This window comes from Nocardia jejuensis NBRC 103114 (genome assembly GCF_001613145.1).
Taxonomy (GTDB): Bacteria; Actinomycetota; Actinomycetes; order Mycobacteriales; family Mycobacteriaceae; genus Nocardia; species Nocardia jejuensis.
The window spans coordinates 288,227-311,598 of record NZ_BDBU01000018.1 but is presented as its reverse complement, the minus strand read 5'-3'; the positions used below and the strand labels follow the sequence as shown (position 1 = coordinate 311,598).

24 protein-coding genes are annotated in these 23,372 nt (G+C 68.5%); 4 read left to right on the top strand and 20 right to left on the bottom strand.

Annotated features, from left to right (window positions below; genetic code table 11):
* Positions 1–30: 30 nt before the first annotated feature.
* From NJ1_RS15150 to NJ1_RS15110, 9 genes are all read right to left on the bottom strand, one after another.
* Positions 31–339, bottom strand: coding sequence for a hypothetical protein (locus NJ1_RS15150; protein ID WP_067693703.1), 309 nt, complete (start codon positions 337–339; stop codon positions 31–33).
* Positions 311–682 (bottom strand): hypothetical protein, encoded by a 372-nt coding sequence (locus tag NJ1_RS15145; RefSeq protein WP_067693700.1) that lies wholly within the window; start codon positions 680–682, stop codon positions 311–313. The genes NJ1_RS15150 and NJ1_RS15145 overlap by 29 nt, the downstream gene beginning before the upstream one ends.
* Entirely contained in the window at positions 679–1,386 is a 708-nt protein-coding gene (locus NJ1_RS15140; protein ID WP_067693697.1) for an ABC transporter ATP-binding protein, read from the bottom strand. The genes NJ1_RS15145 and NJ1_RS15140 overlap by 4 nt, the downstream gene beginning before the upstream one ends.
* Positions 1,383–2,096, bottom strand: a complete 714-nt coding sequence (locus NJ1_RS15135) for an ABC transporter ATP-binding protein (protein WP_067693694.1) — start codon at positions 2,094–2,096, stop codon at positions 1,383–1,385. The genes NJ1_RS15140 and NJ1_RS15135 overlap by 4 nt, the downstream gene beginning before the upstream one ends.
* Positions 2,074–4,194, bottom strand: a complete 2,121-nt coding sequence (locus NJ1_RS15130; protein ID WP_067693691.1) for a branched-chain amino acid ABC transporter permease — start codon at positions 4,192–4,194, stop codon at positions 2,074–2,076. The genes NJ1_RS15135 and NJ1_RS15130 overlap by 23 nt, the downstream gene beginning before the upstream one ends.
* A complete protein-coding gene (locus NJ1_RS15125; RefSeq protein WP_067693686.1) occupies positions 4,194–5,567 on the bottom strand; it encodes an ABC transporter substrate-binding protein in 1,374 nt (457 codons plus the stop codon). Before NJ1_RS15125 ends, NJ1_RS15130 begins: the two co-directional genes overlap by 1 nt.
* Positions 5,568–5,725: 158 nt before the next feature.
* A complete protein-coding gene (locus NJ1_RS15120; protein WP_067693684.1) occupies positions 5,726–6,238 on the bottom strand; it encodes an MTB12 C-terminal domain-containing protein in 513 nt (170 codons plus the stop codon).
* A 13-nt stretch (positions 6,239–6,251) separates the two neighbouring features.
* The gene (locus NJ1_RS15115; protein ID WP_067693680.1) at positions 6,252–7,427 is read right to left on the bottom strand and encodes an acyl-CoA dehydrogenase family protein; all 1,176 of its coding nucleotides are present in this window, start codon (positions 7,425–7,427) and stop codon (positions 6,252–6,254) included.
* Complete coding sequence (locus tag NJ1_RS15110) at positions 7,411–8,409, bottom strand: acyl-CoA dehydrogenase family protein (protein WP_067693677.1); 999 nt, start codon at positions 8,407–8,409, stop codon at positions 7,411–7,413. The genes NJ1_RS15115 and NJ1_RS15110 overlap by 17 nt, the downstream gene beginning before the upstream one ends.
* A 174-nt stretch (positions 8,410–8,583) precedes the next feature.
* On the opposite strand from NJ1_RS15110, the gene NJ1_RS15105 reads away from it, so the two are divergent.
* The 3 genes from NJ1_RS15105 (at position 8,584) to NJ1_RS15095 (ending at position 10,770) form a co-directional block, all read left to right on the top strand.
* Positions 8,584–9,240, top strand: a complete 657-nt coding sequence (locus tag NJ1_RS15105) for a TetR/AcrR family transcriptional regulator (RefSeq protein ID WP_067693674.1) — start codon at positions 8,584–8,586, stop codon at positions 9,238–9,240.
* Positions 9,241–9,286: 46 nt separating this feature from the next.
* Positions 9,287–10,138: an acyl-CoA thioesterase gene (locus NJ1_RS15100; RefSeq protein WP_067693671.1), complete on the top strand. Its 852-nt coding sequence runs from the start codon at positions 9,287–9,289 to the stop codon at positions 10,136–10,138.
* Positions 10,139–10,212: 74 nt separating this feature from the next.
* On the top strand, positions 10,213–10,770 hold the full coding sequence (locus tag NJ1_RS15095) for a hypothetical protein (protein ID WP_067693669.1): 558 nt from the start codon (positions 10,213–10,215) through the stop codon (positions 10,768–10,770).
* An 18-nt stretch (positions 10,771–10,788) separates the two neighbouring features.
* On the opposite strand, the gene meaB is transcribed toward NJ1_RS15095, so the two are convergent.
* Genes meaB through NJ1_RS15080 form a run of 3 tightly spaced genes read right to left on the bottom strand, consistent with a single transcriptional unit; the run spans position 10,789 to position 14,261 of the window.
* Complete coding sequence (gene meaB / locus NJ1_RS15090) at positions 10,789–11,673, bottom strand: methylmalonyl Co-A mutase-associated GTPase MeaB (protein WP_067693666.1); 885 nt, start codon at positions 11,671–11,673, stop codon at positions 10,789–10,791.
* A gap of 13 nt (positions 11,674–11,686) precedes the next feature.
* Complete coding sequence (locus tag NJ1_RS15085; RefSeq protein ID WP_067693663.1) at positions 11,687–12,832, bottom strand: thiolase family protein; 1,146 nt, start codon at positions 12,830–12,832, stop codon at positions 11,687–11,689.
* On the bottom strand, positions 12,825–14,261 hold the full coding sequence (locus tag NJ1_RS15080; protein WP_067693660.1) for a class I adenylate-forming enzyme family protein: 1,437 nt from the start codon (positions 14,259–14,261) through the stop codon (positions 12,825–12,827). Before NJ1_RS15080 ends, NJ1_RS15085 begins: the two co-directional genes overlap by 8 nt.
* A gap of 52 nt (positions 14,262–14,313) precedes the next feature.
* On the opposite strand from NJ1_RS15080, the gene NJ1_RS15075 reads away from it, so the two are divergent.
* Entirely contained in the window at positions 14,314–15,078 is a 765-nt protein-coding gene (locus NJ1_RS15075) for an SDR family NAD(P)-dependent oxidoreductase (RefSeq protein ID WP_067693657.1), read from the top strand.
* A 148-nt stretch (positions 15,079–15,226) separates the two neighbouring features.
* Here NJ1_RS15075 and NJ1_RS15070 read toward each other — a convergent pair whose 3' ends face one another.
* From NJ1_RS15070 to NJ1_RS15035, 8 genes are read right to left on the bottom strand one after another with little or no spacing between them, the layout of a single operon-like run.
* Positions 15,227–15,994 carry an enoyl-CoA hydratase/isomerase family protein gene (locus NJ1_RS15070; protein WP_067694008.1) on the bottom strand — a complete coding sequence of 256 codons (768 nt, stop codon included), beginning with the start codon at positions 15,992–15,994 and terminating at the stop codon, positions 15,227–15,229.
* 2 nt (positions 15,995–15,996) lie between these two features.
* The gene (locus NJ1_RS15065) at positions 15,997–17,085 is read right to left on the bottom strand and encodes an acyl-CoA dehydrogenase family protein (protein ID WP_067693654.1); all 1,089 of its coding nucleotides are present in this window, start codon (positions 17,083–17,085) and stop codon (positions 15,997–15,999) included.
* Complete coding sequence (locus NJ1_RS15060; protein WP_067694002.1) at positions 17,072–17,977, bottom strand: acyl-CoA dehydrogenase family protein; 906 nt, start codon at positions 17,975–17,977, stop codon at positions 17,072–17,074. The genes NJ1_RS15065 and NJ1_RS15060 overlap by 14 nt, the downstream gene beginning before the upstream one ends.
* Positions 17,955–19,358: a class I adenylate-forming enzyme family protein gene (locus tag NJ1_RS15055; RefSeq protein ID WP_067693651.1), complete on the bottom strand. Its 1,404-nt coding sequence runs from the start codon at positions 19,356–19,358 to the stop codon at positions 17,955–17,957. The genes NJ1_RS15060 and NJ1_RS15055 overlap by 23 nt, the downstream gene beginning before the upstream one ends.
* Before the next feature lie 9 nt (positions 19,359–19,367).
* A complete protein-coding gene (locus tag NJ1_RS15050) occupies positions 19,368–20,414 on the bottom strand; it encodes a CaiB/BaiF CoA transferase family protein (RefSeq protein WP_084478215.1) in 1,047 nt (348 codons plus the stop codon).
* The gene (locus NJ1_RS15045; RefSeq protein WP_067693649.1) at positions 20,411–21,367 is read right to left on the bottom strand and encodes an LLM class F420-dependent oxidoreductase; all 957 of its coding nucleotides are present in this window, start codon (positions 21,365–21,367) and stop codon (positions 20,411–20,413) included. Before NJ1_RS15045 ends, NJ1_RS15050 begins: the two co-directional genes overlap by 4 nt.
* Positions 21,352–21,789 carry a cobalamin B12-binding domain-containing protein gene (locus NJ1_RS15040; protein WP_067693646.1) on the bottom strand — a complete coding sequence of 146 codons (438 nt, stop codon included), beginning with the start codon at positions 21,787–21,789 and terminating at the stop codon, positions 21,352–21,354. Before NJ1_RS15040 ends, NJ1_RS15045 begins: the two co-directional genes overlap by 16 nt.
* Positions 21,789–23,366: a methylmalonyl-CoA mutase family protein gene (locus tag NJ1_RS15035; protein WP_067693643.1), complete on the bottom strand. Its 1,578-nt coding sequence runs from the start codon at positions 23,364–23,366 to the stop codon at positions 21,789–21,791. The genes NJ1_RS15040 and NJ1_RS15035 overlap by 1 nt, the downstream gene beginning before the upstream one ends.
* Between the last annotated feature and the right edge of the window lie 6 nt (positions 23,367–23,372).

Genomic DNA, 23,372 nt, shown 5'->3' with positions numbered 1-23,372 from the left:
ATCGGCTCCTTCATTCTCGCGATCGCGCCATCAGTCCGATGCGGGCAGGGCTTTGGCGGCCTTGATGGTCATCGGTTCGCCGTCGCAGCTCAGCGCACCCGATCCGGGTGCGGTGCACAGCACTTCGACCGACTCGTCGGCGTTGACATACCGCTTGCCGATGAGGGTCACCGCCGGGTCCGAATCCGGGACCTTGGGCGCGCCGTTGGCCGCAACCATCGGGGCGCCACCGCAGGTCAGCGTGGGAGCCGCGGCGGCGGGCACCCGCACGGTGACCACCCTGGTACCGCAGACGGTGCTGGCGAGCTGCTCACCGGGCCGCAGTGGCGATGTCGTCATGCTCGATCTCCTTCCCGGGCAACCGATCCGCGAGCTGGGCCAGATCGAAGGACTGCCGGGCCATCCAGAAACGCAGCACGCCGGTCAGCGAATAGCGCAGGAACACCGCGGCGCCCACCACGCTCACCGCGACACCCGCCAGGGCGATGGTGATCGCGTCCCGCTGCACCAGCGGATCGGAGGTGTTGTGCGACATCAGGTACGCCAGCAGCGCCAGTACCGGCCCACCCACCAGCAGAGTGACGCCCAGTCGCAACCAGAGGCCGTTGCGGCCGGCGGCCGGATCCGGGATCTTCAGTTCGGCTATCTCGCGGACGAAGCGGTCCGCGCGTGTCTCGGTCATACGGAACTTCCTAGGTAGAGAGCGGCCAATTCCTCGCGCAGTCCGTCGCCCGGACTGCCCTGGTGTTCGATCTGCCCGCGCACCAGAACCGCGGCGTGGTCGGCGATATCGAGAACGGCGGCCGCGAACTGTTCGACGATCAGCACCGCGACACCCGTCTGCGCGATCTCGGCGACCTGGTCGTAGAGCTGCCCGATCACGAGCGGGGCCAGGCCCATGGACAATTCGTCCAGCAGCAGCACCGCCGGTTCGGTGGCCAGACCACGGGCCAGCGCGAGCATCTGCTGCTCGCCGCCGGACATGGTGCCCGCGATCTGATTCGCCCGCTGCGCGAGGATCGGGAACCGCGCGTACGCGATCTCCTCGATCCGCTCGAGCGGGTGACCGGTGAAGGTCATCATCAGCAGGTTGTCCCGCACCGAGAGGTTCGGGAACACGCCCCGGCCCTCCGGTATCAGGCAGACGCCGGCGCGCGCCAGGTCACGGGGGCTCGCACCGGTGACCTCGCGCCCGCCCAGCAGCAGGTGGCCCGACGCCACTGGATGCACGCCCGCGGCGACCTGCAACGTGGTGGTCTTGCCCGCGCCGTTGGGGCCGAGCAGCGCCACCACCTGTCCCGGTTCAACGCTCAGATCGACACCGTGCAGGACGGTGATCGCGTCGTAAGCGGCACGGACGCCGCGTAATTCGAGCAGGGCGCTCATACGTCCCCCAGATACGCGGCCAGGACGGTGTCGTCGCGGCGGATCACCTCGGGCGGGCCCGAGGAGATGACCTTGCCCAGATCCAGCACGTACACCTCGTCACAGACGCTCATGACCAATCCCATGTCGTGCTCCACGAGCACGACCGCGGTGCCGTCCGCGGCGAGCGCGCGCAGCAGGGTCGCGAAACGCTCGGTCTCCGCGCCGTCCTGGCCCGCGGCCGGCTCGTCGAGCAGCAGCAGGCTGGGCCGCGCGGCCATGGCTCGCCCGACCTCGACCAGGCGAGCGGACCCGGTGGGCAGGTCATCGGCGCAGGTGTCCGCGACGCCGGTGAGTCCGAGCCGCTCGATGATGCCGGTCACGGTGGCCGTCGCCTGCCTGCGATTCGGCCCCAATTCGGCTGCGACGAGCAGATTGTCGCGCACCGTCAGACGGCCGAACAGTTCCAGCCGCTGGAAGGTGCGCGCCAGCCCGTGACGTGCGCGCCGGGTGGGACCCATCCGGGTGATGTCCCGGCCGTCGAGCCGGACCGTGCCCGCGGACGGCCGGCGCAGACCGCAGACGACGTCGAACAGCGTGCTCTTGCCCGCGCCGTTCGGTCCGATCAAGCCGGTGATGCGGCCACGCTCGGCGATCAGCCCGGCGCCGTCCAGGGCGTGACGGCCACCGAAGGTGACGCGCACGCCCTCAACTTCCAGTAGTGACGGCATGGTCGAGCACCTCCCGATCCTGTGCGCGCCACGGACGGCGCACACCCCACCACTCCACGGGCACATCGGGTTCCGCGGCGGGTCGCTCCCGCGAGCGCGCCCAGCCGCGAACGACCAGCGCGGCGATCAGCGAGCCGAAGAACAGCATCCAGCCGTCGATGACCTCGGCCAGGCGCAGCAGCCACAGCAGTACGGGTACGCCCAGCAGCAGTCCCAGTGACAGCCGGTGGCGCAGTGCCGGATTCCAGCCCTCACGAATGCGTGCCACCGCGCCGGCGCGAACCACGCCGCCGCCGAACGCGATGCCGGCCAGGGCGGGAACCACCTCGATGATGTTCTGGGTCGAGGGCCACAGCACCGGCACCGCCGTGAGCGGCCCGAACAGCGCCACGCCGACGAAGAGCCCGGTTCCGATCGCGCCCAGCCCGGCGAAGACAGCGACCAGGAAGATCGGCAGGCCCGCAACGAAATTGAACTGATCGGCGGTGACCGATCGCAGTTGCATGCCGTACAGCGCGCCCCCGAGTCCGGCGATACCCGCGGACAGCGCGAACACCGACACCTTGGCCAGCAACGGGTTTCCGCCCAGTGTGGCGTAGGCGGCCTCGCTGTCGCGCAGCGCGATCAGGCGGCGGCCGAAGCGTCCGCGCCGCAGCAGAGCGACGCCGAGTCCGGCCAGCGCCAGGCAGATCGCCGCGAACACGGTGATCTCCGCGGTGGTGTCCAACTGAAATCCGAAGATCCCCGGCCCGGTCAACTCGATCGACCCCTGATCGAACAGTGCGATCCGGACGCCGAGGAGTTCGAACGACGGCAGCGTGAAGATCCAGCGATCCAGCACCACCGCGAACGCGGCCGTGCCGAGCGCCAGGTACACACCCGAAAGTCGCAGTGCCGGAAGGGCTATTACCGCTCCGGCCGCCGCCGCGATCAGCACGGCCGCCGGGAGCGCCCAGGCTTGGCCGTGCGGGCCGAGATGCGCGTAGGCGATGGCCCCGATGCCGGCCATGCTCAACTGGCACAGCGACAGCTGCCCGGCGTATCCCGCCAGCGGCACGAACGACAGCGCGATCACACCGAAGGCGAAGATCCGTCCGTAGGAAATCAGATCGGATTCCCCCAGCACGGTGGCCAGGACGAGGCCGAACGTCACCGTCACCGCGCCGAACAGCAGGGTGCCGCGCACGGTCGGCGTCGGCACCTGGCTCAGCTGCCGGTCCCGTCCGCGCAAGCGCCCGTGTGGGAACACCAGCAGCGCGAGGAACAGCAGCAGCGCGGGCGCGGCCAGCCGCAGACCGGGCAGATACGCGTTCTGCGGCAGGTATCCGGCGAGGTAGCTCTCCAGACAGCCCACCACGATCGCACCGAGGAAGGTCATCGGCAAGCTGTGCAATCGGCCGAAAACCGCTGCGGTATAGGCACTCACGATGAGCAGGGACAGCTGCGCCGCATCCAGGTTCACCATCGGCGCGATGAGGATTCCACCGATGGCGGCCAGCTCGATGCCCAGGATCCAGGCCACCCGATTCGCGCGCACCGGGTCGGCGCCGGTCAATCCGACCAGCGCCCGGTCGTCCACGCCGGCGCGCATCTCCGCGCCGGTGCGGGTGCGAAACAGCAGGAGCCGCAGTCCGATCGCGACCGCGACGGCGACCGCCATGGTCAGGGCCTGATGCCAGGTGATGGTGGCCGAGCCGAGATGCAGCGGTGTCACCTCGGCGAAGAAGGCGGGCAGGGTGCGTGCCTTGTTCGGATCCCAGATCCATCGTGCCGCGGCGATCAACCCGCTCAGCAGGGCCACCGTCATCACCAGGCGTTCGGCCTCACCCAGGCGTTGCACCGAGCGCATCGCCCGCTCCACCGCCAGCCCGGAAAGCGGTGCGAGCACCAGCAATACGAGCGGCAGCGCGATCACGACCGGAACGCCCCAGCCGATGCTCAACTGCCAGTACGTGAAGGCCGCCATCATCCCGGCCGCGCCGTGCGCGAAATTGAAGACGCCGGTCGTGGTGTAGGTGAGCACCAGACCACTGCCGATCACGGCGTAGATGGCCGCGGTGCTCAGGCCCACGAGCCCGAAGGTGATGAACTGTTCCATTACTTGACGTCGCTCAGGCTCTTGCCGACATCGGCGAGGGTGAGCGGGCGGTCGTAGCTACCGGTGTAGCGGAAGGCCGGTACGTCGCAACGGAACTCACCCTGGTTCGGCTTGAAATCGGCGGGCTTCCAGCCCTGCGCCGATGCCTGAACCACGTTGAAGCACTTGGGCGGTACCTCGCGATCGGCGACGACATTGGGCGCGTTCAGCCCGCCGCCGGTCCATGCGGTCTCCTTGCCCGCGGCCGCGATGAGGCAGGCGCGGGTGAGCTGATCACCGCAGCTCGCCGCGGATTTCGCGAACAGCAGCCAGGCGGAGAAGGCGCGCAGGGTGGGCATGGTGATATCCGCCTGCGGCGCGTACTTCTTGTACAGGTCCAGCAATTGCTGCGTCGCCGGCGACGAGGTCGGGCTCTCGGCCGGGACGGTGCCGCCGAGGTCGGCGAGATTGTTCTGGAAGCTGAGCGATTTGCCCGCGGTGTCGAGGAAGGATCGGTTGTAGGCGTTGTTGTTCGCGTCGATCCAGTCCAGCTTGTAGTCCATGCCGGTGAGGACGTCCTCGAGCTTCGTCAGCTGCCGCCAGTCCCCCAGGAACATCAGGCCTTTGACGCCTTTGCTCTTGATCGCCTGGGCGTACGGCGTCCAGTCCGCGACGCCGCTGGCCGGGTACAGATCGTTGTAGACGAAGTTCGCACCGCCGGCGATCATCGCCTCGGAGAACTTGTCCCCCAGGACCTTGGTGACGGGGGAATCGCCGTTGATCATGCCGACCGCGCCCGCCGATCCCGGATACGCCTCCTTCAGCAACCAGTGGTAGTAGCCGGTGTACTGGAAATAGTTCACGTACGCGCTGGCCGAGGCGTTGTACTGAAGATCCGACTGCACGTTCTGCTGCTGTGAGATCTGCCCGGGGAAGTCGGGTAGCAGGCATGAGAGACGTTCCTTCGTGCCCAGCCCGTCCAATGCCGCACCGCCGCCCACTAGCGCGAAATCCTCCCGGCAGGAGTCGAGCATGCGCTGGCGGACTTCCATCAGTTTGGCATCGCGGGTGTCGGTGACGATCTTGCGGCCGTTGATACCGCCCGCCGCGTTGCACCACGAGGTGAACACCTTTGCCGCGTCGACGAATTCGGAGTTCTTGGTGAACCCCATATCGGTGAAGACGCCGACCTTGATCTCCGTGGCGGTGACGCCCTGCGCGGGCGTGCCGGAGGGCTTGCCCGTACCGCACACACCCTTCAGATCGCCGAAGTCGCCCGAGGTGGCGGTCTGGGCCACCGCCGTTTCCTCGGTGCCGGGGCCGGTGCGGCCGCCACATCCGGTGACCAGCAGCAGCACCACCACCAGGCCGACGAGTATTCGCTGCGCTTTCACGCTGGTTCCTTCACTCTCACAATCGATTTCCGGGATCGGTAGACGCGGCGGGCCGCAGTCATCACGCCGCGGCCCGCCGCGGTCATCACGCCGCGGCCCGCCGCGGTCATCACGCCGCGGCCCGCCGCGGTCATCACAGTGCGGCCCGCCGCAGGTGCTCAGCAGGCGGTGGTCTGACCACCACTCTGGATGGACAGCAGGGCGCAGAAGGTGGCGGCCGCGACCTTCCAGGTGCCGGCGTCCTTCACGGCCTGGCCGGACTGGTCCGGCAGGGCCGGAGTTCCGTTGAGCAGCAGCGTGTATTTCACGTCGGCGTGCGTGGCGTCGCTGAGCTTCACCTCGGCGACCGTGACGCTGGTGCCGGTGGCCTGCGGGTTGACGGCCATACCCTCGAGCGCCGGCTGGAAGGCCGCGCCCTTCTCGACGAGTCCGGCGCGGGTGGCGGCGGGGGTCTGGCCGTTGAAGAACGTCACGTAGGCGTCGGTGACGGCCTTGGTGTCGGCGGCCGATGCCGTCGAACCACCGCTCGCCGCAGCGGAACTCGCGGAGGTCTTGACCGCGGAGGTCGTCGCGGCCGTGGAGTCGTCGTCGCTGCCGCAGCCGACGACCGCCGTGGCGGTGAGGGTCACGAGACAGCACGCGACAACGGCGTGGCGGAGGGAAGTGCGCATGGTGGAACCCTTTTCAGCTTCGTGGAAGGCCGAGCACGCGCTCGGCGATGATGTTGCGTTGAATCTCGGAGGTGCCGCCGGCGATCGTTCCGGCGAAACTGCGCAGATAACGCTCGAACCAGCTGCTCGTGAAGTGCTCGATACTCATCGGGGTGTACGGCCCGGTCATCGCGGGATGATGCAGGCCGTCCTGTCCCGCCGCGTTCAGCGCCGCCTCCGAGGCGGACTGCACCGCCTCGGAGCCCAGGAGTTTGAGTACCGACAGCGCCGGAACGTCTTGCTGCCCGCGGGCTTCGCGGGCCAGAGCCGCGGACCCGAGCAGTCGCAGCGCCTGTAAATCCATGACGAGCGTGGCGTAGCGGTCCCGGTCCAGCTCGGTACGCGGCCGCGAGTCCGCGACCAGGTCCTCGAGCCGGTCGGCGAAACTGAGCCACAGCAGGGTGCGCTCGTGCCCGAGTGACCCGTTGGCCACCTTCCAGCCACCGTGCAATTCACCGATCAGGTTCGCCGCGGGCACCCGCACGTCCTCGAAGAAGACCTCGTTGAAATCGAGATCGTCCGGGGCGCAGGCGGATGCGAACGGACGCCGGGTCACGCCCGGGGTGTCGGTGGGAATCAGCAGGACGCTGATCCCCTTGTGCTTGGGCGCGTCCGGATCGGTGCGGACGAAGGTGAGCAGTACATCGGCGTTGTGCGCGCCCGAGGTCCACACCTTCTGCCCGTTCACGACGAAGTGCTCGCCGTCCAGGACCGCGCGGGTGCGCAGCGAGGCCAGATCCGACCCGGCTCCCGGTTCGCTCATACCGAGAGCGGCGGTGATCTCGGCGCGGAGAATCGGTGCGGCCCAGCGCTTCTTCTGCTCGGGCGTGCCGAAGGTCAGCAGTGAGGCCGCGATGATGCCGAGGCCCTGCGGATTGAAGCTGTGGTAGATCCGGCGCTTCGAGAGTTCCTGAAGGTGGACGTACTGCTGCAGCAGCGTCGCGTCCCGGCCGCCGAATTCGGGCGGGTTGGCCGGGAGCAGCCAGCCGCTGTCGAAAAGCAGGCGCTGCCAGCGGCGGGCCCACTCGGGAACGTCGGCGCTGGAGCGGGATCGCTGCGCGACCTCGTCGGCACCGGGCAGGTGCTCGGTCAGGAAGTCGACGAATTCGGCGCGGAAGGCCTCGACCTCGGCATCAAAGGTGAGCTGCACGGTACTCCTCGGCGATCAGTGCCCGATGGGTGGCCGCGCCGCCGAGCAGCAGCTCGCCGAACTTGGCCCGCTTGAGCGCGAACTGCACATCGTTTTCCCAGGTGAACCCCATGGCGCCGAAGAGCTGCACGCCGTGACGGAACACCAGCGACTGGCATTCACCGGCCGCCGCCTTGGCCATGGACGCGGCGAGTCCGCGGCCGGGATCGCGCTCGGCGATCGTCAGAGCGGCGTAATAGGCCAGCGCACGGGCTCTTTCGACGGCCACGTGCATATCGGCGGCCTTGTGCTTGACCGCCTGGAACGAGCCGATGGGCACACCGAACTGCTGCCGGGTGCGCACCTGCTCGAGCACCAGGTCCAGGATCCGCTGGCAGGCGCCCACGGTGGTCAGAGCCAGCCCGGTCAGCGCGAGACCGCGTGCCTCGCGCATCCGCACGACGCTTCGGTCCGCGTCGCCGACCCGCACGTTGTCGAAGGACACCTCGGCCAGATGCGCCACGGGGTCGAATATCTCGGTGCGGGAGACGGTGACGGCCGACGCGGGCACCACGAAGACTCCGGCGGCGGTCACCACGGCGTGGCGCTCGGCGCGATCGCCGTCCAGGACATGCCGGGCCGTCCCGTCCAAGCGCCAGCCGGTGCCCTCGCGTCGCGCCAGCACGCCGTCGAACACGGCTGCTCCGGTCTCGCCGGGACGCACGAAGTCCGGTGCGAGGGGGGCGAATTGGGTCAGGGTCGCCAGATACGGCGTGGGATCGGTGGCGCGCCCCAGTTCTTCGAGCACGATCGCCAACTCGACGGCGTTCTCCGGATCCGTGAGCTCGGTCCAGCCCTGCTCGACGTACGCCCGCCATACCGGATCAGGATCCGCGCCCTTGTCGACGATCTCGCGGATCACCGTCGGCGGGCACCGTTTCGCGACGATGTCGCGGACCGTCTCCTGCCACAGCCGCTGATCCGAGTCGAACTCGAAGATCATCCAGGCCTCCTCACCATGCCTCGTCGCACATTGAGGGTGAGAATAGCATTCTCGTTTCAGGAAAGTAAGCGTCTCAGCGCGGGAACGCGACACGCACCCTAGGAGTAGGAACAAGTCGCGTTTCCGGTAAGGTGCAATCATGTTCTCCACACATGACAGAGGACCGGTCGCGCCGTGACCCTTCCCAATGACGAGCCGGCGTGGAAGCAGCGCGCCGTGGAGCGTTCGCTGCGCAGTGCGAAACTGCGGGCCGAAGAGCGGGTTCAGCGCTTCCTCGATGCCGCGCAGGCGATCATCACGGAGAAGGGCACCACCGACTTCACCGTCCAGGAGGTCGTCGAGCGCTCGCGGCAGTCGCTGCGCAGCTTCTACCTGCAATTCGACGGCAAACACGAATTGCTGCTGGCGCTGTTCGAGGACGCCCTGGTCCGGGCCGCCGACCAGATCCGGGCCGCCGCGGCGGGCAAGAAGGATCCGCTCGACCGGCTTCAGGTGGCGGTCGAGTTGCTTTTCGAACTGTGCCGTCCCGACCCGACCGCGCAGCGGCCGCTGTTCACCGATTTCGCGCCGCGCCTGCTGGTTTCACATCCGGCGCACGTCAAGGTCGCGCACGCGCCGCTACTCGCGCTGTTCACCGAATTGATGACCGAGGCCGAGGCTGCCGGCAAGTTGCGCAAGAGCATCGAGCCGCGGCGCATGGCGGCGATCGTCATGCAGACGGTCATGTTCACCGCGCAGTCGAGCGGCAGCACCGACGAGGAGACGGTGCATCCCATCACGGCCGGTGAGGTGTGGGAATTCTGCTCGACAGGCTTCTCCGCACGCGGCTGAAGAGAATCCTATTCTCATTCATTGCGAATTATGATTACATCGGTTCATGCCCGACCTCTGGACCGATCTGCTCGCCTGCCTCGAACTGCGGCCGAGTTCCGCCGCGACGCGCGAAGGCGATCCGCATGCCCGAGGCGCGGATCGCCACAGCACGCTCGCCACGTTCGAGGGGCCCAATCAGCAGCTCGAATATCACCGCCTGTTCGGTGGACAGCTGCTCGCGCAGTTCCTGCGCGCGGCCGATATCGCCTGCCCCGACAAGGCGGTCAAGTCCATGCACGTGCTCTTCGCGCGCGAGGGCAAGAGCGACGCGCCGGTGCGCTACGTGGTCCAAATCCAGCACCGCGGCAGGTCTTTCGCGACTCTGACGATCATCGCCCGGCAAAAGGGTGAGGTCGTCGCCACCGCGACGGTGTCCATGCACGCCGCGGAGGACGGGCCCGAACACCAGACCGCCGAAGCGGTTCCACCGATCCTGGCTCCCGAACACGGAGTGCGCCTGGACCTCATCCCGTGGGAGACTCGCTCCACTGGGAACCTGGACTCGCTCGACGCGCACGCGCCCGACTACGACCTGTGGATGCGCACCCCGCAAGTCGGCGCCGAACACGGCCAAGCCCTGATCGCCTACGCCACCGACCTCAACCTCATCGGCACCGCCCTGCGCCCGATGGAAGGGTTCGGGCAGCGCGGCAACGGCACCGCCTTCACCTCCGCCACCACCTCACACACCATCTGGTTCCACCGGCCCTTCCGCGCGGACGACTGGCTCCTCATGCGCCACCACAGCCCGATCCTGGCGCACGGCCGCTGCTTCGGACGCGGAGACGTCCTCACCGCCGACGGCACCCTCGTGGCCTCCTTCGCCCAGGAGGCGCTGCTGCGCTTCCGGCCCTGAGTTCGGACCCGCGGTAACCGATCCCCGGAGAATCGAACGGTCGACGCCGGTCGTGGCCGATATAGTCGGGCGGCGTGGAAACAGTGCGAGTCGAGGACCGACAGACCGGGAATTTCGCGGAGGTGCCGCGTCCGCTGGCGCGGTACCTGGCATCGACCGAGCTGATCGAGCTCGAGCAGTCGGTGCGGTCCTGGTTCGGTATCGCCTCCCAGGAAAGTGCGGAGCAAGACTTCGATCGACTGGCGGCCGGGAATCCGGACCGGGTGCTGTACGGGCTGCTGTGGCTGACCGCGACGTGGGGATCGTTGTGCGCGGCCAGGATTGGGATAACGGTCGAGCAATTCATGCCGGCCATGTCCTATCGCGGGCCGTGGCGCGACCTGTCCAGCGAGGACGAAAAGAGCTGGGAGGTAGGGGAACAGGCAATTCGGCGGGGTATCAGCGGCGTGCTGACGAGCGATGAGGATATCGTCGAGTGCCTGCGAATATTCCGGCTGCTCGATCCCTCGCTGCTGCGCCTGCGCTGGATTCTGTTGGCGGTCATGGACGGGCTGACACAGGGCATGGAGCGGAACGGGTTGTCGCCCTGGGGAGCGGCGGCGCACATCGTCAGTGGCGCGGGCTGGGACTGAGCGGGCAGGATTCGGAATTCAGGGGGCCGGGGTCGCACCGTTGGAGGTTGGGAGCAGTCGTTCCGCGGCGGTGTAGGGGTCGATGTGGCCTGCGGCCACCGAGGCGGCGAGGGCGTCCAGGTCGGGGTGGATACGAAGGCGGGTGTGCGCCAGCGAGAGGATTTGGGAGCGGGCTCGGGCGGTTCGGCGGGTGGGGGTGTCGGTGCGGTGGTGCGCCTCTATGGCTTGCACCACGGCGGAGAGACCGTCGCCTCGGACGGCGCTGAGGGTGAGGACGGGGGCGTCGGTTTCGGCGTGCAGGTCGCGGACCGTCTGGTCGGCGCCTTCGCGGTCGGCCTTGTTGACCACGATCAGGTCCGCTACTTCCAGCAGGCCCGCCTTGGCGGCTTGAATGGCGTCGCCCGCACCGGGATTCAAAATGACCAGGGTGGGGTCCGCGAGGGCGGCGATCTCGATTTCGGACTGGCCGACGCCGACCGTCTCGAGCAGGATCAGGTCATAGGACAGGGCTGCCAGCAGGCGGATGGCGGCGGGGACCGCTTCGGCCAGGCCGCCGAGGTGACCCCGGGTGGCCACGGAGCGAATCAGGACGTCGGGGTCGTTGATGTGGGCGGCCATGCGGATTCGGTCGCCCAGCAGAGCGCCGCCGCTGTAGGGAGAGGAGGGGTCCACGGCCAGCACCGCCACCCGCAGGCCCTGCCGGCGGTAGACACCGACCAGGGACGCGATGGTGGTGGACTTGCCCGCACCGGGTGGGCCGGTGACGCCGACGACGCGCACAGGGGTGTGCGCGATTTCTGCCAGAACCTCTGCGCGGCGCGGGCTTTCGACCAGGGTGAGCAGTCGGCCCGCCGCACGGATCGAGCCCGCCCGCGCGGCGGCCATCAGTTCGGGGATGTTCATCGGATCGTGTGGATCACCGGGCGGGGACCTCGATCAGAGTTGCCGAGCCCATCCCGCCACCCGCACACAGGGCGGTGATGCCCAGTCCCCCACCGCGACGCCGCAATTCGTGCACCATGGTGACGATCATGCGGGCGCCGGTCGCGGCGACGGGGTGCCCGAGCGAGCAACCGCTGCCGTTCACGTTGACCCGGTCGGGGTCGAGGCCGAATTCCTTGATCATGGCGACCGGCACCGAGGTGAAGGCCTCGTTGATTTCGAACAGGTCGATTTCGCCGATCGATACTCCCGCGCGGGCAAGGGTTTTGCGGATGGCGGCGATGGGGGCCAGGCCGGTCAGGGCCGGATCGATACCGGCAGAGGCCCACGAGCGGATGGTGGCCAGGGCGGGCAGGCCCACCGAATCGCCGGCGATCACCAGGGCGACCGCGGCGTCGTTGGCTCCGGAGGCGTTGCCGGCGGTGATGCTGAAGCCCTCGATCTCCGGATGCAGCGGTTTGAGAGAGGCGAGCTTCTCGGCGCTGGTGGCGCGACGCGGGTGCTCGTCGGTGGTGAATCGCCCGTGCGGGGTGTCGATGGGCACGATCTCGGCGTCGAAGCGACCCTCGTCGATGGCCGTGATCGCGTTACGGTGCGACCGCAATGCCCAGGCGTCCATCTCTTCTCGGGTCAGGCCGTACTTGACGGCCGTGTTCCAGCCGACCGTGATCGACATGTCGAGGTTCGGGGCGTCGGGCCGGTCGGGGTGGGAGGGCGAGACCCAGGGGTCGGCCCATTCGTCCTCGCCGGTCCGGAATCGCGATTTGGGTGCGGTGGAGTCGGAATTGACGCCGCCGGCGATGATCACCTCGTCCATGCCCGCGCGGATCGAGGCCGCGGCGCTCTGCACCGCGGCCATGCCCGCGGCACAGTGCCGGTTGTGGGCCAATCCGGGAACGGTGTCGAGCCCCGCGGTGACTGCCGCGTGACGCGCCAGGACGCCACCGCCGTAGCGGCCTTCGCCCAGGATCACATCGTCGATCGGGTGCCCGCCGGTGTGGGCAGCGGCCGCCGCGACGACGTGGTGGGCGAGGTCGAAGGCGTTGGTGTCGCGGAGTGTTCCCCGGCGGGCGGTGCCGATGGGGGTGCGCAGCGCGGATACGATAACGGCTTCAGGCATTGGTGCTCTCCACTTCTGCGACCAGGTTGCGGCGCAACAGTTTTCCGGTCTCTGTCTTGGGCAGTTCGGGGCGGAACACGATGGCGTCGGGAGTCTTGGAGGAGCGCAGCCGCGCCTTCACCCACGCCGTGATCGCCTCCGGGTCACCGGCGCCGACCAGGACCGCGACGAGTCGCTGACCCCATTCCGGATCGGGCACGCCGATGACGGCGGCCTCGGTGATGCCCGGGTAGTCGAGCAGTACGTCCTCGATCTCGGCGGGCGCGATGTTCTCCCCGCCCCGGATGATGGTGTCGTCGGCGCGGCCCTCGATGAACAGGTAGCCCTCGGCATCGAGACGACCCAGATCCCTTGTGGGAAACCAGCCTTCGGCATCGAGCGCACTGCGCCCGCCGTATTCGCCGGAGATCTGCGCGCCGCGCGCGAACACCAGGCCGGTCTCGCCCACCTCGGCGAGTTCATCGGTCTCCGTGCGGATCTGGATCTCGATACCGGGCAGGGTGCGGCCCACCGAACCGAGCCGGTCCCGCACCGCCGGATCCTGGGACGCGAAGGCGGTGCGGTGATCCTCCGGGCCGAGCACGGCGATGGACGAGGCCGTCTCGGTGAGTCCGTACGCATTGACGAAACCGGTCTCGGGGAAGACTCGCAGCGCCCGCTCCAGCACAGGCCGGGGAGTGCGTGACCCGCCGTACGCCAGGCTCAGCAGACTCGGGGTGCCCGCATCGGGCCCGTCCACCGCGGCGACGATCCGCGCGAGCATGGTCGGAACCAGCATGGCGTGCGTGACGCGCTCGGCCCGAACGGTCTCGAGCCACTGTGTGGCCTCGAACGCCGTGAGATACACGATGCGCCGACCCGTGTAGAGGTTCGAGAGCAGATTCGTCAGACCCGCGATGTGATACGGCGGCACCGACACCAGCGTCGCGTCCGACTCCGCGGCGGAACCGAATTCGAGGGTGTTCAGCACGTACGCCATCAGGTGCCGGTGGCGCAGTAGCGCGGCCTTGGGCGCGGAGGTGGTGCCGCTGGTGTAGATGATCACCGCGACGCTCTCCCCGTCCCAGTCGAGGTCGCCGCCCTCCGAATCGCCCTGTCCCCCATGGGCGTCGACCAGTGCGTCCAGGTCCTCGGACCGCAGCACCAGCGCACCGGGATGACGGTCCACCAGCGCACCCAGCTGGTCCGCGCCGAGCCGGTAGTTGAGCGGCACGAACGGCACCCCGGCCAGCACCGATCCGAACAGCGCCACCGGATAGGCGAGATGGTTCACGCCCAGGTAGAGCACCGCCGGATGGCCCCGGAAGCGGCCCGCGGCGCGCCGGGCCAGCCTGTGCAGTTCGGTGGCGGTCAGGGATCGGCCGGCGGCGGTGACCACGGTGCGGTCACCGCCCGAGGACGCCATATCGAGAATCATGTTGATGTTCATGAGAATGCTATTCTCGCCGACAGAGAGCGTTAATTGCAAGAGAGGACGCGAGATGCAGATCAAAGGAAACTCGGCGCTGGTGGTCGGCGGCACGGGCGGTCTGGGTGAGGCCACCGTGCGCCGCCTGCACGCCGCCGGGGCCGAGGTGGTGGTCGCCGATGTCGCCGACGACAAGGGCAAAGAGCTCGAGGCGGAGCTCGGCATCCACTACATCCATACCGACGCGACCAGCGAGGAATCGGTACTGGCCGCCATCGCGCTCGCGGAATCCCTGGCGCCGCTGCGGATTTCGGTGGACACCCACGGTGGCCCCGCTACCGGTGGCCGCCTGGTCGGCAAGGACGGCTCGCCGCTGCCGCTCGAGGGCTTCCGCACGACCGTCGAGTTCTATCTGACGGCGGTCTTCAACGTCATGCGGCTCTCCGCGGCGGCGATCGCCGGAACCGATGCGCTGGAGGAGGGTTCGCGCGGTGTCATCATCAATACCGCATCGATCGCCGCGTACGAGGGGCAGATCGGGCAGCTGCCGTATGCCGCCGCCAAGGGCGGTGTGGTGAGCATGACCCTCGTCGCCGCGCGGGATCTGTCGCCGCTGGGCGTGCGCGTGGTCACCATCGCGCCGGGCACGTTCAACACTCCCGCCTACGGCAAGGCGGCCGATCAGCTCGAAGCCTATTGGAGCAAGCAGGTTCCGCATCCGCATCGCATGGGCCGCTCACCCGAGTACGCACAGCTGGTGCAGTCGATCGTCGAGAACGACTACCTCAACGGAGAGGTGATTCGGCTCGACGGCGCACTGCGGTTCCCGCCGAAGTAACACTGCGGTTCCACACCACCGCGGCCCTGGCCGCGACAAGCGTGACGGGTACCGCCCCCTCTCCTGGCCGGTACCCGTCACAACGGCCTGTGGCCCCGGGAATCCATCCCGGGGCCACAGGTATCCGACAGCTGTGTCGCGCGGCGGCTCAGCCCTTCTTGGCGTTGAGCTGCTCGATGATGGCGTGGAAATCCGGATGCTGGAACGAGATCTCCTCCGCGGTGGTGGCGTAGTCCAGCGTCGCCAGCACCGCACGCTCCAGATGCAGGTTCAGCAGCCGCTTGGTGCTCTCGACCGCCTGTTGCGGCAGTCCCAGAATGCGTTTGGCACACGCGAGCGCCTCCGACATCGGGTCGGCCACCACATGATTGACCAGACCCATCTCACGCGCCCGCTCGGCGGGAATCCGCGCACCGGTGAGCGCGTACTCCTTCGCCAGCAGCAGGCTGGTGTGCAGCGGCCAGGTGACCGGACCGCCGTCGGCCGCGACCAGTCCCACCTGCACGTGCGGATCCTTCAGGTACGCGGTCTCGGCGATGTAGACGATGTCGCTCAACGCCACCAGGCTGCACCCCAGGCCGACGGCCGGGCCGTTGACCGCCGTCACGATCGGCACCCGGCAGCGCGCCATACCCAGCACGATGTCCCGGCCGTGCGCGATCGTCTTGGACCGCAGCCGCGAATCACGGGCCAGCTCAGCGAGATACGTGAAATCGCCACCGGCGGAGAACGCGGTCCCACTGCCGGTGAGCACGGCCGCGCGGGCGTCGCGATCATCGGACAGCTGCGGCCACAGTTTCGCCAGCCCGGTGTGCAGCGCGTCGTTCACGGCATTGAGCGCGTCCGGCCGGTTCAGCGTGATGATGCGGAGCGGTCCGTCGGCGTCGACGGTGATTTCTTCAGGCAGGTCGTACACGATCACACTTCCAATCCGAGAATGCGCGAGGCGATGATGTTCTTCTGAATCTGTGAGGTGCCGCCCATGACGGACTGCGCGCGGCTGTACAGATACGCGCCGAGCAACTCGGGGTCCCGGGTGCCGGTGACGGCCAGCGCGGCATGGCCGACCGACTGTTCGACCCAGGTCATGAGCAACTTGTCCAGCGACCCCTCGGGGCCGTGCGAGACGCCGTCCAGCTGTTCCGAGAGTCGCCGGCGCACGTGCAGGCGCAGCATCTCGGTTTCCACACTCGCCCAGGCGAGTTCGGCCGGTGCCGCGCCCTCGACCCGGGATGCCATCTGGCGCACCAGTTTTCCGTAGCGCGCGGCATAGCCCAGGGTCGCGGGCTCGCGTTCGTGACCGACCACGGTCATGGCCAGTTTCCAGCCTTCACCGGGTGCGCCGACCATCTGATCGGCCGCAACCCGCGCTCCGTCGAACTCGACCTGCCCGAACTCGGTGGTGATTCCGCTGATCATGCGCAGCGGCCGCTGTCGCACACCCGGCTGCTTCATCGAGATGACGAACGCCGAAATGCCCTTGTGCCGAGGCGCGTGCGGATCGGTGCGGGCCAGCAGCAGGCACCAGTCCGCGATATCGGAGTAGCTGGTCCAGATCTTGTGCCCGTGGATGACGTACTCGTCGCCCTCGCGGGTGGCCGTCGTGCGCAGCGAGGCCAGGTCCGAACCGGCGCCGGGCTCGCTGAATCCCTGACACCAGCGCTCACTGCCGTTGATCATGCCGGGCAGGAACCGCTGCTGGATCTCGGCGCTGCCGTGCCTACCCAATCCACTGACCAGGTAGCCGAGGCTGGGACGCGGCGGAGCTCCGGCGGCGGCCAGTTCCTCGTCGAGAATGACGTCGTACACCGGCGGAAGTTCGTGTCCGCCTAGGTGTTTCGGCCACGACAGACCGAAGAATCCGGCCTCGTACAGGGCGCGATGCCACTCGCCCTGCCTGGCCCAGTACTCGTCACCGGAGGTGGGGAATCGTCCCGCCACCTCCCCGAGCCAGTCCCGCAGCCGGGACCGGAACGCCGCCTCCTGCGGTGAATCACGAAAGTCCACAGTCGATTTCCTCCAGTCGGACGGGGAACAGTTCGGTGGAGACCAGTGCCCGGCGCAGGTAGACGTGCGCCAGGCATTCCCAGGTATTGCCGATGCCGCCGTGTACCTGGATCGCGGTCTCGCAGACCGTGCGCGCGGCACGGGCGCAGTAGAGCTTGGCGATGCGCGCCGCACGCACCGCCTCGGACGGGGTGAGCTCGTCCACGGCCCACGCGGCATGACGCAGCACGCTGATCGATCCCTCGATCAGGGCGAGCCCCTCCGCGAGCAGATGCGCGACGGCCTGATACGAGCCGATCGTGCTGCCGTACTGCTCACGGACTTTCGCGTACTCGGTGGCCAGCGTGTGCGCACCGCGCGCGGTGCCGAGCAGATCGGCGGTGGTGGCGACCAGCGCCAGGGCGTGCCACTGCGCGAGCTGGTCCGCGGAGAGTTCACCGATGGGGCGCAACGGCATGCGGATCTCGGCATCCGCGCGGGTGAGGTCCGCTCCCTCGAGCGCCGAACCCACCTCACCGGCCAGCAGATGCCGTTCGTCGAAGACCAGCGCGCTGTGGCAGTCGCGAGCGTCCACGGCCCGATCACCGGCCGAAATCGTCCAGCGGCGGTCGTCCTCGAGTCCGTGCCCGCGCAGATCGTCCGCCAGCACCGGGCCCAGGAACGGCACATCGACCAGGCGGCGGCCGAATTCCTCTGCCACCAGCGCGATTTCGACTCCCGACGCTCCGTCCGAGCGCAGGGCCCGCCAGCCCGCGGTGTCGACGGCCTTCTCCAGCCGAGCGATCCGGGCGCGATCCTCGAGCTCCGAAACGGATCCGGGGCCGAGATCATCGGCCAGTTTCGCGGCGGCGTCGCGCAGCTGTCGCTGCTCACTCGTCAGACGTACGTCCATGGCGCTCCTTCAGAACCCGGCGCAGAACCTTGCCGGAGGGAAGACGGGGAATCTCGGGCACGAACACCACATGGCGCGGCCGTTTGTAGGAGGCGAGTCGTGCGCCGACGAAGGCGACGAGTTCGCCGGGGTCGATCGGCGCCGACACCGTGACCGCCGCGACGATCGACTCGCCGTCGGCGGAATCGGGTATTCCGAACACCGCGCAGTCGGCGACGGCGGGATGCGCATGTAGCACGGTTTCCACCTCGGCGGGTGCGACCTGGAAACCGCGCACCTTGATCATTTCCTTGAGGCGGTCGGTCAGCCGCAGCCACCCGCCGGCATCGACCGTGCCGATATCGCCGGTGCGATACCACCCGTCGCTGGTGGCCGACGCGGTCGCGGAGTCGGGCAGATACCCCGCCATCAGTGCCGCCGAGCGGGCCTGGATCTCACCGACCTCGTCCGTTCCCAGCACCTGTCCGGACTCCGGGGACACCACGCGCACCCGCACGCCCGGCACCGGGCGACCCACGCTGTCCAGGCGCGAACGGTCGATCGGATTGCAGGCGATGACCGGCAGTTCGCTGGTCCCGTAGGCGGGCAACCAGCCGACTCCCGTTCGCAGCGTGACGGTTTCGGCGATGCTCGCGGTGACCGGGGTCGCGCCCCACATGATGTAGCGCAGTGACGACAGGTCGTAGGACTCGAGGTCGTCGTGCGCGGCCAGGGCCATCGCGATCGGCGCCACCGCCATTTCCACCGTGATGCGGTCCTTCTCGATGTGGCGCAGCATCCGCTCCAGATCGAACCGGCGATGCAGGCGCATCCACGCCCCGGTCCGCAGCGCCAGCAGGATGTTGAGGAGTCCCAGAATGTGCGACGGCGGGGTGAGCACCTGAATGCGGTCCCGCACCGTGAATCGCAGGGCCTCCCGCCACTGTTCGACGGCCGCGGCGAGCGAGGCATGGGTGTGCCGCACGGCCTTCGGCAAACCGGTTGTGCCGGAACTGAACACCAGCACCGCGTCGGTTCCGGGACCGGGCGCCGAGTACACCCCGCGGGCCGGGACGATGGGATCATCCAGCGACAGCATCGGCATCAGGTCGGCCAGAACGGGGTGATCGCCCACCGCGTGCGCGGGCCGGGTGATCTCCAGCGCGTGTTCCACCTCGGTGCGCTTCCAGGCCGGGCTCAGCAGCACGACCGCCGCGCCGATCCGCCAGACGGCCCGCACGGCGATCACGAATTCCGGCCGATTCGAGGACATCAGTGCGATGCGGTCACCGCGCCGCGCGCCCCGGGCCCGCAGGGTCGCGGCGAGTCCACCGGCGAGTGCCTCGAGTTCGGGCAGTGTGTATTCGCGCTCCTCGAAGGCGAGCGCCACCGAATCCTTCATGTTCCGGCCCTACTCGGCGAGCGCATCGCCGTACTCGCCCAGGGGCGGCGGCGGTCCGTACACGGGGCTGTGACCGCCGACTCGAATGGGGCTGCCGATCAGCCGGTAGTCGCCCGCCGTCACCACGGCATCGGGCGCGCTCTTCAGCGCCTCGGGGAGCGTACGGACCGCCGCGGCCGGAACGCCCAGCGGCCGAAGCCTTTTCTCCCAGCTGTCGGCGGTGTCGCCCGCCAGCGCCGTGGTGACGACGTCGAGGACCTGCGCGCGCGAGGCGACGCGTTCGCTCATGGTCGTGAACCCGTCGATTCCGGCTTCGCCGGAGAAGGACTTCCAGAAGCCGTCGTGCGTGATGAACAGGGCCAGGTAGCCGTCCGCTGTCGGGAACAGTTGCGCGGGAACGTAGTACGAGTGCGCGCCGAACGGCCTGCGCTGCGGCTCGGTCCCGGTGTTCAGGTAGGCGGAGGCGTGATAGTTCAGCTGCGAGAGCATGACGTCTCGCAGTGACACCTCGACCTGACCGCCCCGGCCGGACACGATCTGGGCCAGCAGGCCGAGCGCCGCGGTCAGCCCGGTGGAGTTGTCGGCCGCCGAATAGCCCGGCAGCGTAGGCGGTCCCGCCGGATCGCCGGTCAGCGCGGCGACGCCGGTGGCCGCCTGGATGACGTAGTCGAAGGCGGGATGATCGCCCGCCTCCAGACCGAAGCCGGTGATCGCGACGCAGACCAGGCGTTCGTTCCACTCTCGCAGCGCCGCGTAGGTGAGCCCGAGCCGGTGGATCGCCGAGGGCTTCAGATTCACCAGCAGCGCATGCGATTCCGCCGCCAGGGCGCCGAGCCTCTGCTGACCCGCCGGTGTGTTCAGATCCACGCGCACGCTGCGCTTGCCCCGATTGAGACTGGCGAAATAGGTGTCGCCGACCTGCCGGGAGATGTCGCCCGAGGCCGGTTCGATCTTGATGACCTCCGCGCCCAGATCGGCCAGCATGAGGGTGGCGTACGGTCCGGCCAGCATGGTGCCGACCTCGAGCACGCGGATACCGGCCAGGGGGCCGGTCACCGCAATTCCTTTGCCAGCGTGGCGATCATGTCGCGAGTGCGGCGCTTGGAGGCCACCAGCTCGTCGCGGTCGTTTCCGAGCGGCAGCAGCCGCACCGAGAGATCGGTCGCACCGGCCTCGGCGTAGCGGCGCAGTCCGGCCGCGATGGACTCCTCGTCGCCCGCGATGCACAGGTCGCCGATATCGGCGGCGGAACCCTGCTCGAGCAGTCGCTGATAGTTCGGCGACACCTCGGCCTCGCCCAGAATGCGGTTGGCGCGAGCGCGGGCCTCGTCGACTTCGGCTGGGCGGCACAGGCATACGGGCAGTCCGGCGACGATGCGCGGTGCGGGCCGCCCGGCGTCGGCGGCGGCCTTGGTGATCTTGGGGACCACGTGGTCGGAGATGGCGCGCTCATCGGCCATCCACAGAATGGTGCCGTCGGCCTGTTCGCCCGCGATGCGCAGCATGACCGGGCCGAGCGCGGCGACCAGCACCGGCAGTGGCGCGACCGGTCCCAGATCCTGCGGATTGTGGACGGTGAACGAGTCGTTCTCCACGTCCACCTGCCCCGGTCCGCTCAGGCCCGCGTTCAGGACCTCGAGGTAGTCGCGGGTGTACGCGGCGGGCCGGTCGTACGGCAGACCGAGCATGTCTCGCACGATCCAGTGATGCGAGGGCCCGACCCCGAGCGCGAGCCGTCCGCCCGCCGCGGCGTGCGCGGAGAGCGCCTGTCGAGCCAGCGCTACCGGATGCTGGGCCTGCAACGGCACCACGGCGGTACCCAGTTCGATCCGGCTGGTCCGTGATCCCATGAGCGCGACCGTGATCAAGGCGTCGAAGTCGGTGGGGATCTGGGGTATCCAGGCGGTGTCCATCCCCGCTGATTCGGCCCATTCGATATCGGCCAGCATGCGGGAGAGTTTGCGTGCGGAGTCGCCCTTCTCCGGTCCGATCATTACTCCGATGCGCACGATTCCTCCACTGCCTGTTCAAGTCCGGGCTCGGTGGTCCCGGTCAGTGCCCGTATGTCGGTGACGAGTACGTCCAGGGCGGTCCCGGTCGGAAAGACCGCCGCCGCACCGGCTTCCAGCAATTTGGGGACATCGCTGCCCGGGATGGTGCCGCCGACCACCACGGCGATGTCACCGGCGCCGGCCTCGCGCAGCGCGTTCACCACCCGCGTGGTGAGCGCGACGTGCGCGCCGGACAGAATGCTGAGGCCCACGACCGCGACGTCCTCCTGCAGCGCGATGGACACGATGTCCTCGATGCGCTGGCGGATTCCGGTGTAGATCACCTCGAATCCGGCATCGCGCAGGGTGCGGGCGACGATCTTCGCGCCGCGGTCGTGTCCGTCCAGACCGGGCTTGGCGACCAGTACGCGCGCGGTCATCAGAACACCACCGGCTGCTGGAATTCGCCCCAGACGTCCTTGAGCGCGGTGGTCATCTCCCCGACCGTGCAGTAGGCGTTGACGCAGTCGATGAGCGGATGCATGAGGTTCTCGGTTCCTTCCGCGGCGCGCGACAACGCGGCCAGGGTGGTGCGCACGGCGCCGGGATCGCGTTCGGCTTTCACTCGCGCCAGCCGCTTCAATTGCAGATCGCGACCCTCGGCGTCCAATTCGTAGGTGGAGATCTCCGGTGCGGGTTCCTCCGAGACGAAGCGGTTCACCCCGACGACCGGGCGCTCGCCGCGTTCGACTTCGCGGTGCAGTTGGTACGCCTCGTCGGCGATCATCCCCTGCAGGTAGCCGTCCTCGATCGAACGGACCATGCCGCCATGGTTTTCCAGGTCGGTCATGATCTCGATGATGCGTTCCTCGGTGGCGTCGGTGAGCGCCTCGACGAAGTAGGAACCGCCCAGTGGGTCCGCGACCCGGGTGACGCCGGTTTCGTAGGCGAGGATCTGCTGGGTGCGCAGCGCCATGGTGGCCGATTCCTCGCTGGGGAGCGCGAACGGCTCGTCCCACGCGGCGGTGAACATCGATTGCACACCGCCCAGGACCGCGGCCATGGCCTCGTACGCCACGCGCACCTGATTGTTCTGGGCCTGCGGCGCGTACAACGATGCGCCCCCGGCCACACAGCCGAACCGGAACATGGAGGCCTTGTCGGCCTGCGCACCGTAGCGCTCACGCACGATGGTGGCCCAACGACGGCGTCCCGCACGGTATTTGGCGATCTCCTCGAAGAAGTCGCCATGGGTGTAGAAGAAGAACGAGATCTGCGGCGCGAACTGGTCGATGCTCATGCGCCCGCGTTCGACCACGGTATCGCAGTAGGTCACGCCGTCCGCGAGGGTGAACGCCATCTCCTGCACCGCGTTCGCGCCCGCGTCGCGAAAGTGCGCGCCCGCCACCGAGATCGCGTTGAAGCGCGGCACCTCCGCCGCGCAGAACTCGATGGTGTCCGCGATCAGGCGCAGCGAGGGCTCGGGCGGCCAGATCCAGGTGCCGCGCGAGGCGTACTCCTTGAGGATGTCGTTCTGGATTGTGCCGGTGAGCTTTTCGCGCGGCACGCCCTTCTTCTCGGCGGCGGCCACGTACATCGCCAGCAGGATCGCGGCCGTGCCGTTGATGGTGAAGCTGGTGCTGATCTTCTCCAGCGGGATGTCCGCGAAGAGCACCTCGGCGTCGGCCAGGGTGTCCACCGCGACGCCGACCCGGCCCACCTCCTCCCCCACCTCGGGATCGTCCGAGTCGTAACCACATTGGGTCGGCAGGTCCAGTGCCACGGACAATCCGGTGCCGCCCTGTTCGAGCAGATACCGGTAGCGGCGGTTGGACTCCTCGGCGGTGCCGAAACCGGAGTACTGGCGGAACGTCCACAGCCGGCCTCGATAGCCGGAGGAGAAGTTGCCTCGGGTGAAGGGAAACGCGCCCGGCGCGGGCGGGTCGGCGCGCCGATCGTCCGGTCCGTAGACCGGCCGCAACGGGATGCCGGATGCGGTGGTGACATGGTCGTTCATTGTTGA